Annotated in this window: 14 protein-coding genes; 11 read left to right on the top strand and 3 right to left on the bottom strand. The window is 72.4% G+C overall.

Features of this window, described 5'->3' with window-relative positions:
• Positions 1-18: 18 nt before the first annotated feature.
• On the bottom strand, positions 19-801 hold the full coding sequence (locus HJC40_RS03930; protein ID WP_249998264.1) for a hypothetical protein: 783 nt from the start codon (positions 799-801) through the stop codon (positions 19-21).
• A 339-nt stretch (positions 802-1,140) separates the two neighbouring features.
• Positions 1,141-2,424 (bottom strand): MFS transporter, encoded by a 1,284-nt coding sequence (locus HJC40_RS03925; RefSeq protein ID WP_249998263.1) that lies wholly within the window; start codon positions 2,422-2,424, stop codon positions 1,141-1,143.
• 585 nt (positions 2,425-3,009) lie between these two features.
• On the opposite strand from HJC40_RS03925, the gene HJC40_RS03920 reads away from it, so the two are divergent.
• The 11 genes from HJC40_RS03920 to HJC40_RS03870 are packed head-to-tail and all read left to right on the top strand — an operon-like array spanning position 3,010 to position 14,575.
• Positions 3,010-5,277, top strand: a complete 2,268-nt coding sequence (locus HJC40_RS03920; protein ID WP_249998262.1) for a type I polyketide synthase — start codon at positions 3,010-3,012, stop codon at positions 5,275-5,277.
• Positions 5,274-5,543 carry an acyl carrier protein gene (locus HJC40_RS03915; RefSeq protein WP_249998261.1) on the top strand — a complete coding sequence of 90 codons (270 nt, stop codon included), beginning with the start codon at positions 5,274-5,276 and terminating at the stop codon, positions 5,541-5,543. The genes HJC40_RS03920 and HJC40_RS03915 overlap by 4 nt, the downstream gene beginning before the upstream one ends.
• 41 nt (positions 5,544-5,584) lie before the next feature.
• Positions 5,585-6,961, top strand: coding sequence for an aminotransferase class III-fold pyridoxal phosphate-dependent enzyme (locus HJC40_RS03910; RefSeq protein ID WP_249998260.1), 1,377 nt, complete (start codon positions 5,585-5,587; stop codon positions 6,959-6,961).
• On the top strand, positions 6,958-7,410 hold the full coding sequence (locus HJC40_RS03905) for a thioesterase family protein (RefSeq protein WP_249998259.1): 453 nt from the start codon (positions 6,958-6,960) through the stop codon (positions 7,408-7,410). Before HJC40_RS03910 ends, HJC40_RS03905 begins: the two co-directional genes overlap by 4 nt.
• A complete protein-coding gene (locus tag HJC40_RS03900) occupies positions 7,397-7,912 on the top strand; it encodes a 3-hydroxyacyl-ACP dehydratase FabZ family protein (protein WP_249998258.1) in 516 nt (171 codons plus the stop codon). Before HJC40_RS03905 ends, HJC40_RS03900 begins: the two co-directional genes overlap by 14 nt.
• Entirely contained in the window at positions 7,903-9,045 is a 1,143-nt protein-coding gene (locus tag HJC40_RS03895) for a beta-ketoacyl synthase N-terminal-like domain-containing protein (RefSeq protein WP_249998257.1), read from the top strand. Before HJC40_RS03900 ends, HJC40_RS03895 begins: the two co-directional genes overlap by 10 nt.
• Complete coding sequence (locus HJC40_RS03890) at positions 9,042-9,566, top strand: hypothetical protein (protein WP_249998256.1); 525 nt, start codon at positions 9,042-9,044, stop codon at positions 9,564-9,566. The genes HJC40_RS03895 and HJC40_RS03890 overlap by 4 nt, the downstream gene beginning before the upstream one ends.
• On the top strand, positions 9,563-10,951 hold the full coding sequence (locus tag HJC40_RS03885; RefSeq protein ID WP_249998255.1) for a class I adenylate-forming enzyme family protein: 1,389 nt from the start codon (positions 9,563-9,565) through the stop codon (positions 10,949-10,951). Before HJC40_RS03890 ends, HJC40_RS03885 begins: the two co-directional genes overlap by 4 nt.
• Positions 10,948-12,546, top strand: a complete 1,599-nt coding sequence (locus HJC40_RS03880; protein ID WP_249998254.1) for an amino acid adenylation domain-containing protein — start codon at positions 10,948-10,950, stop codon at positions 12,544-12,546. Before HJC40_RS03885 ends, HJC40_RS03880 begins: the two co-directional genes overlap by 4 nt.
• Entirely contained in the window at positions 12,546-14,282 is a 1,737-nt protein-coding gene (locus HJC40_RS03875) for a condensation domain-containing protein (RefSeq protein ID WP_249998253.1), read from the top strand. The genes HJC40_RS03880 and HJC40_RS03875 overlap by 1 nt, the downstream gene beginning before the upstream one ends.
• Positions 14,279-14,575, top strand: coding sequence for a phosphopantetheine-binding protein (locus HJC40_RS03870; RefSeq protein WP_249998252.1), 297 nt, complete (start codon positions 14,279-14,281; stop codon positions 14,573-14,575). The genes HJC40_RS03875 and HJC40_RS03870 overlap by 4 nt, the downstream gene beginning before the upstream one ends.
• A 52-nt stretch (positions 14,576-14,627) precedes the next feature.
• Here HJC40_RS03870 and HJC40_RS03865 read toward each other — a convergent pair whose 3' ends face one another.
• On the bottom strand, positions 14,628-15,374 hold the full coding sequence (locus HJC40_RS03865) for an MBL fold metallo-hydrolase (RefSeq protein WP_249998251.1): 747 nt from the start codon (positions 15,372-15,374) through the stop codon (positions 14,628-14,630).
• Positions 15,375-15,407 lie beyond the last annotated feature (33 nt).

Genomic DNA, 15,407 nt, shown 5'->3' with positions numbered 1-15,407 from the left:
GGGCAGTTGCGTCGGCGCTCAGCTGCGTTCCAGCCGCCTGATGAAACGCACGCCCTTCCTCAGGTAGGCGCGCGGATTACTGTCGACGAAGCGAGCCCAATCCGGACGCGGCTCGCCGCGCATCATGGCGTAGCGGGCAAGCGCGTAGCCGTACATCGGCTCGGTGAGCAGGCCAAGGCGGCTTGCCGACCACTGGCCGCGACGGCTGTCCTGATCCGTGGTGTGGGAGAACTCGAACGCTGCGTTCGCCGTGATGACCCCGAAACCGAGGAACACCGTCAACAGCTCGGATACGGGCTGCAATTCTCTGTTGACGAGCCTGCCCTTCCCGGTGAGGAGCCGGTCGTACGCCAACTCGCGCGCGATCGTGGCCAGCAGCAGCAGCGGGTGCCGGCCGAGCGTCGGGTCGAGCGAGATACGTGCGTTCCTGCCGATCCTGCGGTAGCTGCTAGGAGCGTCCGACCGGGTATACGTGTCGGCGGACGTCGCTGCGGGCGACATGCTGCTCGTGCCGGCGACCCTGGTCCATCGCCTCGCCGTCCCGGCCTCCCTCGAGATGGCCTCGGGGAACTTGACGAAGATGCGCGAGTCGTCGACGCCCATGAATCCGCAAACGGCGACGACCGCCCGACGCATGTCTTGCTCGGTGCCGGTATAGGCGCCCGGGAAGAACTCCGCGGTGGGCAAGATGACAGGCGAGCCGAGCCAGCTGGTGCCGAACCGCTCGAGGAACCGGGCCATGCGGCCGTCGATCCACTCCTGCTCATCGGCAGCAACCGGGCATTTAGCCGTGAACAACACCGTCTCCGCGCCTCCCCCGCCGGAGACTAGTGATGGCGAAGAGCGGCGTGATCATGCGAGCATCCGGCTTTCCCGGCCATTCGGATGACGCCTGCGCTGAAGTGACGCTCGCGCCGACGAGGACGTGATCCCGACGGCATCCGCATCCGCCCCTGGGCGACGGTCTGCTGGTGACTCACGGGTACGCAAAGACGCCGCGTCACAAGGCGTCCACCACCCTCCACTGACGACTGGGCCCTGACGAAAGGGAGAGGCTTCCCGACGAAGCGGTCGTCCGAGCCGGCACGGTCCGGCTGGACCACGGCGACCCGGCGGCCGCGCCGGCCGTCATCGACGAGGTCACCGAGCTGTGGACTTTCCGGTTTCCACGGCCGGCTCCTCGGCACTGTGGTGGACGACCTCGCGAAGCCGGTGGATCTTCGACAGCCACGGCGGGATGAAGGAGAGGGCGTTCAGCGCGGCGGCCAGCCAGAACACGCCGCGCAGGCCGATCGCATCGACCAGGAGCCCGCCGCCGGCCGCCCCCAGCGGGATGACGCCCCAGGTGGCGAACCGGAAGACCGAGTTCATCCGCCCGAGCAGGTGCGGTGGCGTCACGGCCTGGCAGAGGCTGACCTGCAGGACGTTGAACGTGAAGGCGCCGAGGTAGGCGATGAACATGCCCAGCGCGAACGTCACCGGCCCGGTGGAGATCGGCAGGATGGCCGAGCCGGCGGTGAACAGCACGATCGAGACCAGGAAGGCGGTCCCGGTCCCGAAACGGCGTGCGAAGGGTTCCGCGAGGAGCGATCCGACCACACCGCCGCCGTTGCCGACGGCCAACGCGACACCGATAACCACCGGGCTCAGGAGCAGGACCTCGGCGGCGTAGACCACCTGCAGCGCGAGGATGATCGCGGAGGCCAGCTCGGCCAGCGTGGCGCACCACAACAGCGGCCGCATCAGGGGATGACCGAAGACGAACCGGAGGCCCTCGCGGATGTCCTGGCGGAGACTGGCCGGCTCGGCCGGCCGGGTCACCGGTGGCGGCTTGCGGATGCGCAGCACGTAGTAGGCCGACGACAGATAGGTCACCGCGTCGGCGAGCACCGCGAGCGGGGCGGTGAGCACCTGCACCATCAGACCGCCGACGGCCGGGCTGCCGACCTGCGCCACCGACCGGGACAGTTCGAGCTTCCCGTTGGCGTCGACCAGGCGGTCGTCGGCGACCAGCGCGGGCAGGATCGACAACTGCGCGACGTCGTAGAACAGCGTGCCCAGGCCGATGAGGAACGTCACGACGTACAGCAAGGGCATGCTCAGAACGCCGAGGCCCAGCGCGATCGGTACGGCGAGCAGAGCCACCGCCCGCATCACGTCGGCCCCGACCATCACGGCGCGCAACGGCAACCGGTCCACCCAGACGCCGGCCGGGAGACCGATCAGCAGAATCGGCAGGTATTCGACCGCCCAGAGCAGGCCGACCTCGAACGGCGACGCGTCGAGGAGGAACAGCGCCACCAGGGGAAGGGCCAGAAGGGTGATGCCGGTGCCGAACAGGCTGGTCGTCTGGGACAGCCAGAGGTTGCGGTAGTCCGCGGCGCCCCACAGGCTCCGGCGCAGGCCCGATCGCCACCCGGTCATTCCACGTCTCCGTCCACATCACGCCGGTCAACAACGGGAAAGATTGCCGACTCCAGGCTTCACGCACGTCACGGGATATCAGGTCACCGTCAATGGTGAAACGAATGGCGGTCGAATGGTCGGCGAGCCATTAGTAGATCCAGCCGTGCCACCTTTGTCAAGCAGCAACGGCAATGGGCGGCGACCCGCACAGTATTAACGCGATTCACCGCATGTCGATCGAAATTCCCCTGATCTTCACCTGATCATCCGTTGTGGACGTCCGAGTGTCCGATCGTGTTGCCACCAAACCTGTCCCGCAACGGTCACGAACGCCCGACCGAGGGGCGTTTTTCCTTCTCACGCGCGATCAACCGTCAGCATGCGGCGTCGACGTTGACAGATGTAAACGGCTGAGGTATTCGATAGCATTGCCAGCTGTCGATCGAATTTGCCGGATCTTCACCTGCTTATTCCCTGTTTCGACAGGGGTCTCTGACTACGCTCCCATGGACGCTGCCCTCCCAGTTCCCCAGGCGATTGCCCGTTCGACGTCACTGCCGTCGGGCCGGCGTCCCGATCGATTCCGACCGGAGAACGAGGTATATGAGCACCGAAGACGTCGCCGACAGCGGTTTTGTCGCCGTCACGGCCATGGCGGGCCGGTTCCCCGGGGCCGAGGACATCGAGGCCTTCTGGGACAACCTCTGTGCCGGCCGGGAATCGGTCTCCGTGCTGTCCGACCAGCTCCCGGCGGCCACCGACGGATACGTGCCGTCCTACGGCCGGTTGACGGACCCGGAATTCTTCGACGCCGACTACTTCGACTACACCTCCGAGGACGCTCTGGTCACCGATCCTCAGCACCGGCTGTTGCTGGAGTGCGCCCACGAGGCTCTCGAACGCGCCGGGCACGGCGGTGCGGAACGCCTGCCGACCGGGGTGTTCGTCGGGGGGTCGATCACCGACCACGGCGCACTGGTCCGGGCCTGGGGCCGCGCCCGGGGTGTCCCGGTGTCGGACTCCCGCGTTCAGCAGGGCAACGACGTCGACTTCCTGGCCACCCGGATCGCGTACAAGCTGGGCCTGACCGGACCGGCCCTGGCGGTGCAGTCGGCCTGTTCCTCGTCGTTGGTGGCGGTGCACGTCGCCATCGGCTCGCTGCTCGCCGGTGACTGCGCCATGGCCGTGGCCGGTGGCGCCTCGGTGCTGGCCGCGATCCCGGAGCTGGTGCACGATCCGGAGGACATCTTCGCCGACGACGGGCGGACCCGTCCGTTCGACGCGCACGGCCGCGGCACCGTGCGGGCCGGCGCGGTGGGCCTGGTGGTCCTCCGGCCGCTCGCCGAGGCGCTGGAGGACGGCGATCCCGTGCACGCGGTCATCCGGGGCACCGCGGTGAACAACGACGGCCGGCGCAAGATGGGCTTCCACGTCCCGAGCGTGGCCGGGCCGGCCGGCGCCGCGCGCACCGCCCACCTGGTGGCCGGGGTCGACGCCGGCGACATCGGCTACGTCGAGGCGCACGGCACCGGCACCGCGCTCGGCGACCCGGTCGAGGTGGCCGGCCTGACCAAGGCGTTCCGCCAGAGCACCGACCGGACGGGCTACTGCCGGATCGGCTCGGTCAAGGCCAACATCGGCCACGCCGACGCGGCGGCCGGCATCGTCGGACTGATCAAGACGGTGCTCTGCGTGGAGCGCGGCGTGCTCCCCGCCAGCCTGAACTTCAGCGCGCCGAACCCGGCGATCGACTTCGCGTCCTCGCCCTTCGTCGTCAACGACCGGACGATCCCGTGGGAATCCGGAGGGCGGACCCGGATCGGCGCCACGAACGTGATCGCCTTCGGCGGCACCAACGCCCACGCGGTGGTGGCCGAGCCGCCGGCCGGACTGCCGACGACGTCCGCCCGACCGGACCAGCTGCTGGTGCTCTCGGCCCGGACCGGGCCGGCCCTGCACACCATGGCCCTGTCGCTGGCCGACCACCTCGAACGCCATCCGGACGCCGACCTGGCCGACGTCGCCTGGACGTTGCAGACGGGCCGGGCCGGGCACTCCCGGCGTCACTTCGTGGTCGCCTCGAACGCCCTCGAGGCGGTCGCCGCCCTGCGCGGCAGCCGACCGGGCGACGGCGGCGAGGGTCGCCCCGGCCGGGGACGCACCGTGTTCCTGTTCGCGGAGCCCGGCGGCGACCCCGCGGGCTCGGTCGCGGCGCTTGCGGCACTCCATGGCGCCGAGGAGGTCTTCCGCGCCCAGCTGGACGCGATCGCCGAGGCCGCGCGACCACAGCTCGGCCACGACCTGCGCCGGGAGCTGCTCGAGACCCCGGCACCGGGCGCGTCGACGGGTCCGGCCGCGCACCTTGCTGTGCAGTACGCGACGGCGAGGCTGCTGATGTCCTGGGGGGTGCTTCCCGACGCCGTGGCCGGGCACGGGCTCGGCGCCCGCTGCGCGATGGCCCTGGCCGCCGAGCTGAGCCCGGCCGAAACAGCCCTTCTGCTCGTCACGGGGACCGCCGGCGCGCCGGTGCCGGGCGGTCCGATGCTGTGCGACGTCGCAGCGGCCCTGGACAGCCCGCCGGGGCAGCTCGTCGTGCGGATCGGACGGCAACCGGGGGCCGCGGCCGCCGGCGATTTCGAGCCGGTGCCGGTCGACGTCCTGGACGGATCCACCCGGTCACCGGCCGGTCTGCGCGCCGCGCTCACCGCGGCCGGCCGGCTCTGGGCCGCCGGGGCGACTGTCGACTTCGCCGCCCTGCACACGGGCGAGCGCCGGCGCCGCCTGCACCTGCCGACCTACCCGTTCGAGCGCCGTCCCTACCTCGTGCCCCACCCCACCCCCCACCTGACGCAAGGAGAGCGACTTCAGTGAACGACATCGAGCGAGCCATCGGATCCATGCTGGTCACGGATCTGTTCGTGGAGATCCCGGAGGACCGGATGAACCCCGAGGACCGGCTCCGGGACCACTTCGGGCTGGACTCCCTGGGCTTCGTCGAGCTGCGGGTCCAGTGCGAAAACACGTTCGGGATCACCATCTCGGACGCCGAGTTCACGCCCGAGAACTTCACCAGCATCCGCAGCGTGGCCGCCCTCGTCGGCACCCTGCAGGGCCGTCCCAAGGTCAGTGCGGATTGACGTCCACGACTCCGACCACCACCACCCGAGAGGACACCTCCATGTCACCTGCCGGCGTGCTCCGCTCGGCCGGGTCGTGGTTCGACCGCGACGTCCAGTTCGACCATTACGGGGGAGAGCCGCTGCCCTTCGGGTGCACCGGGGCGACCGGGCTCGTCCAGCACTTCGTCGAGCTGAGCGGTCAGGACCAGGGACGTACCTTCGACGTGCTCGACGCCAGCGGCGGGTACGGGTCCGCCTGCCTGGGCGCCGGCTCGGAGGTCATCGCCTCGGCCATGGCCACCGCGGTCCGGCAAGCGGGCTACGTGACCGACGAGATCGCCTCGTCGGAACGTTCGCTGCTCCTGGAACGGCTGTTCGGCGCGGGCGGACTGTTCGCCGACCGGTTCCCGGCGGCCGACTACCGGGTCAGCGGACGCAACTCGGGCTCCGAGGGCATGGAGCTCGCGCTGCGTCTCGTCCTCGAGTCGCGCTTCGACCGGCGGCGCCTGCGCGCCGTCGCCGGGGCCGAGCGCCGGGACATCGTGCTCGGGTTCCAGGGGGCGTGGCACGGCTGGTCGGGCGGGCTGCTTCCGCTGCTCAACCGCCGGCACTATCGCGTCGGCCTCCCGACGGTCGACCCCGAGCAGTTCGGCTTCCGCACCGAGCACCTCCCGTTCGGCGACGTCGAAGCGGCGGAGCAGTGGTTCAGCCGCAACGGCGACCGGCTGCTGGCGGTGGTGGTGGAACCCGTCCAGGGCGACGCGGGAATCCTCGTACCGGAACCGGGCTACCTGCGCCGGCTGGCCGCGCTCACCGAGCACAGCGGCGGCCTGCTGGTGGCCGACGAGGTCCTCACGTTCGCCAAGACCGGCCGGTTCTTCGCGATGTCGGACGACGAAGGTCCCGTTCCCACCGACATCACCGTGATCGGCAAGAGCCTCGGCATGGGCGCCCTGTCGACCTCGATGGTCATCGCCCGCCGCGAGCTCGGGGTCCGCCCGACCGGCACGGTGGCGACGTCCGACCTGCGCCCGCTCACCTGTGCGGTGATCCGCGCCGGTCTCGACCACGTCGTGGCCGAGGGCCTGGTCGAACGCTCGGCCGAGCTGGGGGCCGGGCTGGGCCGGCTGCTGCGCGACCGGGTGGTGGCCGAGTTCCCCGACCTGTACCGGGAGGCGCGCGGGGTGGGCCTGCTGTACGGGGTCGAGCTGACCGAGGCGGCCGCGAACCGGGTCGGCGACCTGCGGACCGCCATGATCCGCAGCGGCGTCTACGTGGAGTTCATGTCCGGCGCCGGGCGGCGCTCGCACAACCTGCGCTACGTCCACCCGACGATGCGGGTCGCCCCGCCGCTGGTGGCCACCGCGGACGACGTCGAGGCGATCGTCGCCCGGCTGGTCGCGGGCTCGCGAGCTCTGCGCGAGGCGGCGCCGTGACGGTCGTCCCGGCCGCCGCCCAGCGGGCGCGTCTGCTGCCGGTCCGCCGCAGCGTCGAGCACGCCGACACCGACGCGTCCGGCGTCGTGCACTTCGCCCGGTACCCGGCCCTGCAGGAGACCGCCCTGCTGGCCAACCTCGAACGGCTCGGCGTCGGGCTCGGCGTGCTCGCGAGCGCGGGCTTCGACCTGGTCGTCACCGAGGCGACGACCCGGTACCTCGCGCCGGCCCGCTACCCCGACGAGCTGAACCTGGAACCCGTCGTCGGGCGCTTGAGCGTGGCCCGGGCCCGGATCGACACGACCGTACGGCGGACCACCGACGGCGCCGAACTCGCCACCGGATCCCTGGTCGTGGCCCTGACCGACCGTGCCACCGGCGCACCGTGCGCGCTGCTTCCCGTCCTGCACGCCGTCCTCGAGGAGAGCCGCTCCGATGTCCACCGCTGAATCCGCCGTCGCGACCGAGCAGGACCCGTCCTCCGGGCCGAGCCGGACGATGGGCTTCACCGAGATCAAGACCTGGCTGCGTCACCGGCACCCGATGCTCTACCTGGACCGCGTGCTCGACTACGAGCCCGGTGTCCGGCTGGTCAGCCGGCTCTCGGTGTCGGCCCAGATGGACGCGATCGCGGGACACTTCCCGGAGCGCGCGATCTTCCCGGCCAGCCACCTGAGTCAGGCGTTCGCGCAGTCCGGGATCATCCTGTTCCAGCTGAGCACCACGCGTCTCGCCGAGGACGAGCTGACGCTGGTCGGCGCCATGAACTCACGGTTCTTCCGGATCGTCGCCCCCGGCGACACGGTGACCTTCACCGTGTCGGTCGACCGCCTGCTGGGTCCCACGTTCTTCTTCTCGGGCCGGGCCGTGGTGGGTTCGACGACCGTCGCCGCCTTCCGCGCCAACCTGGTCCGGCGCAAGGCCGCGGACATGGAGCCCCAGTGGTGGTGAGCGAGCCGGGCGGGCACCGGGGCGCGCTGGTCACCGGGATGGGCTGGGACACAGCGCTGGGCTCGGACCTCGACGAGGTCTGGCTGGCGCTGCTGTCGGGGACGAGCGGGGTGGTGACCGTGCCCAGCCCGCACCCCGTGCGCAACGAGCGGGCGGCGGTCGTGGCCGGCCTGCCGATGGACCTCGATCCCGGGCGGCGCCAGTACGAGCTGGGCGCGCGAACCCTGCGGGCCGCGGTGACCGACGCCGGGCTGGAGGTCACCGACCCGAGGCTGAGGCTGATCGCCGGCACGAGCTACGGGCCGCATCTGGATGTCGTACCCGAAGGGCTGGACCGGTGGGGCGACGCCCTCGCCGAAGGGGTGGGCCTGGCCCGGCGCCCGATCACGGTGAGCACCGCCTGCTCGGCCGGCTCGGACGCGATCCTTCTCGGCGCCGCCCTGATCGCCGAGGGGGCGGAGGAAATCTGCGTCGTCGGCGGCGTGGACGTGCTGACCCAGGCCAAGCGGCTGGGGCACTCGGCGCTGGGCACCATGTCCCCCACGGCGCTGCGGGCCTTCGACGAGAGCCACGACGGCACCGTTCTCGGTGAGGGCGCGGGGTTCCTGGTGCTCGAGCGGGACAGCTCGGCCCGGGCGCGCGGGGCGCGCGTCCGGGGCCGGCTCTCCGGCGCCGGCTCGGCGAACGACGCGGCCGGTCCGACCGCCCCGGACCTCAGCGGCGACACCGTCGTCCAGGCGGTACGCGCCGCGCTGACCGCGGCCGGCCGCGGCGCCGGCGAGGTCGGCGTCGTCAACGCGCACGCCACCGGCACCCCGGTCAACGACGCCGTCGAGTGCCGGGCCTTCACGAGCCTGTTCGCCGGTCCGTCGGGCCCGGTGGTGTTCGCGACCAAGGGCGCGTTCGGCCACACCCTGGGCGCCACCGGGGCGCTGGAGGCGGTGGCCGTCCTGCTGGCCCTGCGGGATCAGCAGGTGCCGCCGGTGTGCGGGCTGAAGAACGTGATGCCGGGGTTCCCGCTGCCCCTGCCCGGCGGTGGCCTGGCGCTGCCGTTCACCGGCGAGGTCGGGGTCAGCGTCACCCTCGGGTTCGGCGGGTTCACCACCTGCCTGGTCCTGGAGACAGCCGCGTGACCGGCCACCGGATGCCGGAGCTGAGCGGCGACGGCCTGGTCCGGTTGGCCGAGGCCGCGCTGACCCGGCCGTCCACGACGCCGCCGTCCCGGCGAATCCCCTCCCTGTACGCGGACCCGACCTCCTGGAGCGTCCTGGCGGCCGTCGACGAGGCGTGGGCCCGGTGCCCGGCCGGGGTGCGGGCCGCCCCCGAGGCCACGGGGATGGTCCTGGTCAGCGCCCACGGCACCACGGCGACCATGACGGCGATCGCCCGCGCGGTGCCGGGCGGGCGGCTGTCCCCGTTGCGCTTCGCCGGTGCGAGCGCCGGTGGCCCGGTCAGTCTCGTGTGCCTGGTGCACGGCTTCCGCGGGCCGACGCTCGTGATCACCGCCGAGCCGGACGAGGGCCACCCGGCCGCCCTCACGGTGGCCCGGCACTGGCTGCGGACGGGCGCCGCCGGTCACGTGGTGGCCGGTCTGCACCAGCACGACCCGCACGGGCACCAGGTCCGCTGCGTCGTGCTCGGGGCTCAGCCGTGACGGCCGGCCTGCGACGCTCGGCGGTGCTGACCTTCCTGGACTCGGCGGTGGACGCCGGCCCCGGTCCCGGCGGCACCGCGCCGGCCCGGGCCGGCGCGGCCGCCGTCATCGACGACGTCGCCGGTCTCGGCCTGCCACCCGGCTCCCCCGTGCTGATCGCCGTGCCGAACGGGACGACTACCCTGGCCGTCTTCTTCGGAGCGTTGCTGGCCGGGGCGGTTCCGATACTGCTGCCGCCCGCGGCCGGAGCGGCCCGGATCACCGAGATCGGCCGGCGGCTGGGCGGGGCGGCGCTGATCGCGCCCCGGATCGACGCGGCCCGGTACGGCGCGGCGACGGTGCGCCCGATCGGCGGCCGCTGCGAGGCGGCGCTGCTGGACGACCCGGCGCGCCGGCGATATCAGCCGGGCGAGGTCGTGCTGATGACCTCGGGCACCTCCGGGATCGCCAGCGGCTGCCTGCACGGCCTCGACGCGCTGCTGCGCAACGCCGGCCGGCACGCCACCGCCATCGGCCAGCGCCCCGACGACACGGTTCTGGTGTCCCTGCCCCTGTACTACTCCTACGGTCTGGTCGCCCAGGCGCTGGCCGCGTTCGTCCGGGGCTCGCGGCTGGTCGTCTCCGGCCCGCCGTTCACCCCCCGGTCGTTCCTGGACACGATCCGCCGCCATGACGCCACGGTGTCCTCGCTGACGCCCAGCGCGGCGGCTCTGCTGGCCGCCGACCCACCGGCCGGGACAGCCGCGCTGCGGGTGCTCACCGTCGGCGGCGACGCGCTGGAGCCGGCCCACGTCCGTTCGCTGCTGGCGGGTGATCCCCAGCGGGAGCTGTACCTCACCTACGGCCTCACCGAGGCCGGCCCGCGGGTGACGACGCTGGCCGCGCACCGGGAGCCGGAGCATCGGTGGGGCTCGGTCGGGGTCGCGCTGCCGGGGGTACGGACGTACCTGCGCGACTCCCCGGACGACGGACCGGGCGGGGAACTGGTCGTCGAGTCCGACACGGTGCTGCGCCGGCGACTCCCCGGAGGCGCCCCGACCGTCGCGGGCGCCGTCGCCACCGGCGACCGGTTCGACCTCGACGCCGACGGCTACCACTATTTCCGCGGGCGCTCCGGCGACTCGGTCGTCGTGGGCGGGGAGAAGGTCTGGCTGCCCTCGGTGCGCCGGCTGGCCACCCAGCTGCCCGGGGTCCGGCACGCCAGCACCACCGTCTTCCGGGACGAACGCGACGAGCTGCGCTACAGCCTGGACGTCGCCGTGGACGAACCCGGGCCGCGGCTGGCGGCCGAGATCGAGCGGGCGCTCAACCGCGTCCTGCTGCGCGCCGAGCGACCGCACCGGATCACCCTGTGCCGGGCGACGACCGAGGAGTGGCGTAAATGAATCCCTATCCCGACCCCGTGACCACGACCGTCCCGGCGCTGCGGGCCGTGGCCGAGCGCGTACGGCGGTCGCCGGACGCCGAGGCGGTCCGCTCCGCGCGCGAGGCGGTCGACTACCGCACCCTGTGGGAGCGGTCCGCGCGGGTCGCGGCCCGGCTGGCCCAACTCGGGGCCACCCCCGGTACGGCCGTCGGCGTCCACCTGGAACGGTCGGTGGATCTGGTGGTGACGCTGGTGGGGCTGCTGCGCTCCGGCTGTGTCGCGGTGCCGCTGGACGTCGGCTACCCGGCCGAGCGGCTGCGGTTCATGTGCGCCGACGCCGGGGTACGCCTGGTCGTCGGCCATCACGATCCGCTCGACCGGCTGGGCGGCTTCACCACCGTCGTGACCGACCGGGCCCTCGTCTACGCCACGGCGGGGCCGGCACGGTCCCTACCGGACTCCGTCCCGGCGTTCGAGGCCCCCGAGGTGGCCGGCGAGGACGTCGCGTACGTCGTCTACACCTCCGGCTCCACCGGCCGCCCGAAAGGCGTGCGCTACGCCCACCACAACCTGGCCAACCTCGTGGCTTGGCAGGCCGGCGCCGGCGTGTGCGGCGTGGGCGACCGGACCCTGCAGTTCGCCCCGGCCTCGTTCGACGTCACGTACCAGGAGATCCTGCCCACGCTGGGCGAGGGCGGCACGGTGGTCTGCTGCGACGAGGACGAGCGGCTGGACCCGCAGCTGCTCTGGGACCTCATCGAACGGGAGCGGGTCAACCGGCTGTTCGTGCCGTTCGTGATGATCCAGTCGCTGGCCCTGTTCGCCGACGACACGACCCCGGCGACCCACCCGCTGCGCGAGATCCTCACCTCCGGGGAACAGATGCAGTGCACGGCGGCGATCCGGGCGATGTTCACCCGGCTGCCGGACTGCCGCCTGGTGAACCAGTGGGGCACGACCGAGACCCACGTAGCCACCTGGTACCAGCTGCCCGCGGACGTGTCCGGCTGGGTCGACCTGCCCTCGATCGGCACGCCGATCACCGGCACCGGCGTACGGGTGTGTGACCCGGACGGCCGGCCGGTGCCGGACGGCGAGGTGGGCGAGCTGTGGATCACCGGTGCCGCCGTCGGACCGGGCTACCTCGGCCTGCCCGAGCGCACCGCGCGCAGCTACCGCACCGATCCGCTGGACCCGGACGTGCCCGCGTACCTCAGCGGCGACCTCGGCCGGGTCGGGCCGGACGGCCGCCTGGAGTTCCTCGGCCGGCGGGACACGCAGGTCAAGGTGCGCGGTTTCCGGATCGAGCTCGGGGAGATCGAGAGCGTGCTGTGCTCCGACCCCTCCGTCGCCCAGGCGGTGGTGGTGGTCAGCGGCTCCGCGGCCGAGGAACGTCACCTCCGCGCTTTCCTGGTGCCGAAGGCGGCGCCGGCGGACGCCCCGGCCTGGACCGCCGGTCTCCTGGCCGGCCTGCGCGAGCGGTTGCCCGCGTACATGGTGCCGGTCGGGGCCGAGGTCGTCGCCTCGTTGCCACGGACCCCCAGCGGGAAGGTCGACCGGCTGTCCCTGGCCACTCGAGACACGGCGCCGGCCACGAGCGGAGGAGCAGCGTGATGGACCGGGTCACCGCCGAGCCGGAGATCCCGGCGCTGGACCGGACGGCCGGGCCGTTGCCGATGTCGGGCGCCCAGCGGGCGCTGTATCTGGTCGAGCTGCTGCACCCGGGCACCCCGATGTACAACATCACGGTGGCGGTGCGGCTGGCCGGGCCGCTCGACGTTCCGCGGCTGCGGGGGGCCGTCGCGCACGTCGTCGCCCGGCACGAGGCGCTCCGGACGACTTTTGTGCCCAGTGCCGACCCGCCGTTCGAGCCGGTTCAGCGGGTCGGCGACCTCGGCGTGGACCTGCCCGTCGCCGAGCTCGACAGCGACGGGGACGCCGCGGCGCTCCAGCGGGCCCAGACCTGGGCGGACGAACCGTTCGACCTGGCGCGCGGGCCGCTGCTGCGCACCCGGCTGCTGAAGACCGCTCCCGGGCGGCACCTGTTCGTCGTCACCATGCACCAGCTCGTCTCGGACGGCCCGTCGCTGCAGGTCTTCTTCGACGACCTGGCGCGGGCCTATGCCGGTGAGCCCGGCGCGCGCCCGCTGGATGTGCAGTTCGCCGACTACGCCGCCTGGCAACGGGCCCGCCCGGTCGACGCCGAGCAGCTCGGCTGGTGGCGCGAGCGCCTCGACGGCGTCCCGACGGTGCTGCGGCTGCCGGCCGACAAGCCGCGCCCGGCGGTCGCCGGCCCGCACGGCGGCACCCACCGCCGGACCCTGCCGGCCGAGGTGATGACGCCGGCGCTGACGCTCGCGCGGCAGCTGCGCGTCACGCCTTTCGTGCTCATGCTGACCGCGTACGCGACCTTCCTGTCCCGCCTCGCCGGGGTCCGTCAGGTCCTGGTCGGCGTGCCGGTCAGCGCCCGCGACCGCGTCGAGCTGGAAAGCCTGATCGGGTTCTTCGCCACCACCCTGCCGGTGCTGGTCGAGGCGCCCGCCGACCGGAGCTTCGCCGACCTGTGCCGGTCGGTGCAGGACGAGCTGCTGGATGTGCTGAGCCACAGCGACGTGACGATGGAGCAGCTCGCGCAGGAGCTCGCGCCCGAGCGTGACCCCGGGCACGCCCCGCTGGTCCAGACCTTCTTCTCGTTCGAGCCGGAGCCGGTCGTGAGCCCGCGCCTGGCCGGCCTCGAGGCCACGGCGGTCGACCTGCCGCCGGCCGGGGCGAAGGTCGACCTCGACATGCAGATCTTCCGCGCGGCCGCGAGTGGCGACGACTTCGACCTGACTCTCACCTACCGCACCGATCTGTTCGAGGCGGACACGGTCGCGCGGATGGCCGACGACTTCCAGCGGCTGCTCGTCGCGGCCGTCGCGGAACCGAAGGCCGCGATCGGCTCGTTGCCCGCTCCGGCCGTACCCCGCACGAGGTCCGTGGCGGCGCCGCCGCAGCTACGCCTCGACCTGCCGGCGTCGTCCCACGCCGGGCTGGAACAGCAGCTCGCCGGGATCTGGCGGGAGGTGCTGGACCGGGCCGACATCGGGCTCGACGACAACTTCTTCGACCTCGGCGGCACGTCCTTCGCCCTGGTCACCGTGCACACCCTGATCGGCGCCCGCACCGGAGCCCGCACCTCGCTGGTGTCGTTGCTGGAGTTCCCGACGATCGCCGCGCTCGCGCGGCACCTGAGCGGCGAGCCCCGGACCGAGCCAGCGGCGCCCGAGCCGGCCGGGCCCGCGCGTGCGGCCCGGCTGCGCGAACGCCGGAACCGTTTGCAGCAACGACGACCGGGAGCAGACCGATGAGCCTCGAACAGCGATCCGACGACCTCCGAGCCACGACCACCGCCGCCGTCACCGCGGTCTGGTGCGAGCTCTTCGGGGTGGCACGGGTCGAGCCCGGCGACGACTTCTTCGCCCTGGGCGGGCATTCGATGGTCGCGGTCCGCATGGCGTCGCGGTTGCGGGCCGAGCTGGGGCTGCGGGTGCCGGTCCGTACGATCCTGGAGAACCCGACGGTGGACGGCCTGGCCCAGCGGCTGGCCGAGGCCATCGAGGCGACCACTGCCCCGGGTGCGCCCGGCGCCTCCACCGCTTGACGGATCGAGCGCAGCTTGCCGTTCCATCTCCGTCGCGGCAAGGGATCGGGAGTCAAGCCGGGTCGAGCGGGACAACGAGGTCTTCATCGGCGATGAGGATTTCGCCGTCAAAGGCCGATCGGGCCGCGGCCACGGAGACGGCCCGATCGTTACCCGGCCAGAAGTGGGTGAGCATCAGTCTGCGTGTGCCGGCCCGGGTGGCCCAGTGCCCTGCTTCCTCGGCGGTGAGCAGGTTGCGGTGGGGCTCTCGCAGTTCGCCTTTCCGGTCGGTGGCTTCCATGATGTACAGGTCGCTGTCTCGGCCGAGTTCAGCCAGCAGCGGGTCGGGGCCGGTGTCACCGGTGTACGCCAGCACGACCTGGTCATTCCGCAGACGGACACCGGCATTGGCCACATGGTGCGGAAGCAGGACGCCGCCGAGCTCGAACGGACCGACTGGATACGCTCCGGGCAACTCATGGACGTCGAAGACGGTACGCAGGTCGGCCTCGGGTTCCAGCCCGCTGAGACGACTCAACACGCCTGGTGTGCAGTACAACGGCAGTCTGGAACCGTCTCCTGCACCGTAGAGGCGCATCCGGAACAACCCGTGAAGGTCGATGCAGTGGTCGGGGTGTTCATGAGTGATGACAACGGCGTCCACGGCGCCGTCGGGACAGTGATTCAGCAACCGCGGCAGGGTGGCGTAGCCGAGGTCGAGCACGAGGCGAAAGCCGTCCCATTCCACCAAGAAACCGCTGCAGGCCCTACCCGGCTCCGGGTAGGCGCCGCAGCTTCCGAGCACCGTGACTTGTCGCATCGACACAGCATGCCGCCTCTGCCGCGATGACGG

Origin of the sequence: Actinoplanes sp. M2I2, from assembly GCF_023544445.1 — a bacterium.
GTDB lineage: Bacteria > Actinomycetota > Actinomycetes > Mycobacteriales > Micromonosporaceae > Actinoplanes.
This window is presented reverse-complemented; position numbering and strand designations above follow the sequence as displayed.

Excerpts from the sequence above, each read along its gene's own strand:
- HJC40_RS03880 (WP_249998254.1), top strand. The coding sequence starts at position 10,948 with ATGAATCCCTATCCCGACCCCGTGACCACGACCGTCCCGGCGCTGCGG.
- HJC40_RS03900 (WP_249998258.1), top strand. The coding sequence starts at position 7,397 with ATGTCCACCGCTGAATCCGCCGTCGCGACCGAGCAGGACCCGTCCTCC.
- HJC40_RS03870 (WP_249998252.1), top strand. The coding sequence starts at position 14,279 with ATGAGCCTCGAACAGCGATCCGACGACCTCCGAGCCACGACCACCGCC.
- HJC40_RS03865 (WP_249998251.1), bottom strand. The coding sequence starts at position 15,374 with ATGCGACAAGTCACGGTGCTCGGAAGCTGCGGCGCCTACCCGGAGCCG.
- HJC40_RS03875 (WP_249998253.1), top strand. The coding sequence starts at position 12,546 with ATGGACCGGGTCACCGCCGAGCCGGAGATCCCGGCGCTGGACCGGACG.
- HJC40_RS03920 (WP_249998262.1), top strand. The coding sequence starts at position 3,010 with ATGAGCACCGAAGACGTCGCCGACAGCGGTTTTGTCGCCGTCACGGCC.
- HJC40_RS03910 (WP_249998260.1), top strand. The coding sequence starts at position 5,585 with ATGTCACCTGCCGGCGTGCTCCGCTCGGCCGGGTCGTGGTTCGACCGC.
- HJC40_RS03925 (WP_249998263.1), bottom strand. The coding sequence starts at position 2,424 with ATGACCGGGTGGCGATCGGGCCTGCGCCGGAGCCTGTGGGGCGCCGCG.